General features: G+C 55.5%; 2 protein-coding genes and 1 pseudogene. All 3 read right to left on the reverse strand.

The genetic code is table 11. The features are described from left to right. A partial coding sequence (locus tag VSS37_RS08110; protein ID WP_324694331.1) for a hypothetical protein occupies window positions 1-988 on the reverse strand: 988 nt, incomplete at its 3' end. A 103-nt stretch (window positions 989-1,091) separates the two neighbouring features. After that, window positions 1,092-1,676: a cadherin gene (locus tag VSS37_RS08115; RefSeq protein WP_324694332.1), complete on the reverse strand. Its 585-nt coding sequence runs from the start codon at window positions 1,674-1,676 to the stop codon at window positions 1,092-1,094. Between the two features lie 152 nt (window positions 1,677-1,828). After that, window positions 1,829-2,464 (reverse strand): annotated as a pseudogene (locus VSS37_RS08120) (cadherin domain-containing protein); the annotation flags it as partial.

Consider the following 2,464-nt stretch of genomic DNA (forward strand, 5'->3'; position numbering starts at 1 on the left):
TGACTTCAGTGCCGTCCGGCAGGCCGTCGCCATCGGTGTCAGGCTTGAGCGGGTCGGTCTTGGTGGTGTTGACTTCAGTGCCGTCTGGCAGGCCATCGCCGTCAGTGTCGGGCTTGAGCGGGTCGGTCTTGGTGGTGTTGACTTCCACGCCGTCATTCAGGCCATCGCCGTCAGTGTCGGGCTTGAGCGGGTCGGTTTTGGTGGTGTTGACTTCCACGCCGTCATTCAGGCCATCGCCGTCAGTGTCAGCTTTGGTGGGGTCGGTTTTGGTGGTGCTGACTTCCACGCCATCTGGTAGGCCGTCGCCATCGGTGTCAGCTTTGGTGGGGTCGGTTCCCAAAGTCCGTTCTTCACCATCTTTTAAGCCATCGCCATCGCTATCTAAGCTAGCTGTACAATCAGCGTTGCCTGTGCCGTAATTGCCCAAATAGTTGTTTTCGTCCTGGGAACCCCAACCCAAGTTGGTGAATTGGTTGCCAGGGTTAGTGCCAGCAGAGTTGTTGCCGCCTGCCAGCACCGGCTGGTTAAATGGGTCTGTCTGGTTGTTGATTAATGCGATCGGCCCCAGACAGGAGCCGCCATTCCGGAAATTGAAGACTTCTTTTTCAACGCCCGCCTGCCATTGGAATGCGTCGGACTTAATCATGTTCAGGCTGAAAGAAACATAGTCTACGCTGGTGTCTTCGATTGGCGCATCCACCCGTGAGTCATTGGACCAGATGGTGTTGGTGACCTTGATTTGTGGGTCGTCAACCACAAACTTGCTTGTCCCGGTTGCGTGCGGAACCCGCAGCGTTACCTGGCCGGTCATGCTCATGTCTTTGGGTGTGGGGGTGGTGGTGGGGCGCATGAATACATGATAGCGGTCATCGGTGGTATCCCAACGGACACTATATTCCAGTGTTTGGGCCGCCCAAGCACTATTGCCTGCCAGCAATAGCACCGAGGCGCTCAGACCGAGGTATTGGCGAATTTTTCTGGATTTCATGGTCAGATCCCTAAAATAATTTTTATATTTGTAATGTGGACTGTTGTTATGGAACTCCGGGGGTTGTAATAGTCCGGAAGGTTCTGGCGGGTTGCCGTGTTATTTACTGTTTGCAGGAAATGGCATCGCCATAATTGCCTGCATAGTTGTTTTCGCTGACAGTGCCCCATCCCAGGTTGGTAAACTGGTTGCCGGGGTTGGTATTGGCGGAATTGGGTTCAGTGTTGAAAGGATCATCATTCGCCATCAGTGTAACGCCTTCCTGGCAACCGCCTTCATTTTCGAAGCTGAAAATGAGTTGTTCCTTGCCTTTTTCCCAGGCGTAATTACGTGCGCTAGTGCCTTGTAGGCCGACGAAAGAGAAGGAAATATAATCATAGTCAGCGTCTTCTTTGGGCATATCCACCCGTGAGGCTTCCACCCAGTTGGTGCCGTCTATGATGCTGACCAAATTTTTGGCTTTAAAACCTGCGGCATGAGGAGCTTTGATAGTGACTTGCCCAGTCAGGCTGATGTCAGGTTTGGGTGTGGCCGAAGGCTTCATCCATACCTGATAGGTTTTGCCATCTTCCGCCAATGCCAGTTTGTATTCCAGCGTAGCTTCGGCCATGGCGGAGGCGGCAGCGATAGAGCATACAATCCCTCCGAAGGCAGCACTCAACAAGCGGAAGAGTTTATTAGTTTTCATTTATTGTCTCCTGATTATAAAGCTCAGTGTTATGGTTTTATTATGATAAAGGTTTTCTGATCGGAATAAATGTTTTACTGATAAGTGGTGAACGAGTGTTCCTTCTATTTTCCTATCTCCTCCCCTGTTGGGGGAGGAGGGCAGGAGCCGTGCTATTTTGGCGTTGAGCCATTGATGATGAAGTTGGCGGCGAAGGCGGTGTTGGCCGGGTGGAGCAGGACATTGCCGAGCAGCAGGTTGATGTCGTTGCTGGGGCCGGAGAACACGCTGACACCGTCCATGTTGAGGTCGGAGGGGAAGTAACCGGCGAGGCGGAAGTTGCTGTTGGCGAGGGTGTTGGCGGGGGCGGTCAGCACCTTGCCGAGGACGACGTTGATGTCGTTGCTGGGGCCATTGGCGATGACCGAGTCGCTGCTGTTGGCATCACCCGCCCACATCAGGGCTGTGGTTCCGCTGACCAGGCGGGCGTTGCTGCCGAGGGTGGCGGTGGCGGCCAGGGTGAAGTCCACGCTGGCTATGGTGGTGGACAGGTTCAGCGGTGCGGCAGTGGTCACGCCCAGGTGGTTGCGGTGGCGCAGGGTCACGTAGTATTGGCCAGCCGCCACGTCCTCCAGGGTCAGGGTACGGCTGCCGGAAGCGGCGTCGACCACGTCGCCATCACGCTGCAACAGGCCAGCCATGGCGGCGACCCGGTTTTTGGGCGTGTTGGGGTCGCGCAGCTCCACCAGCACCCAGTCCACCGGCGCATCATTGCCGGTCATGGCCAGCAGTGCCGGGGCGGCGGTTTC

Origin of the sequence: Candidatus Thiothrix phosphatis, from assembly GCF_035668035.1 — a bacterium.
In the GTDB taxonomy this organism is placed as follows: Bacteria; Pseudomonadota; Gammaproteobacteria; order Thiotrichales; family Thiotrichaceae; genus Thiothrix; species Thiothrix phosphatis.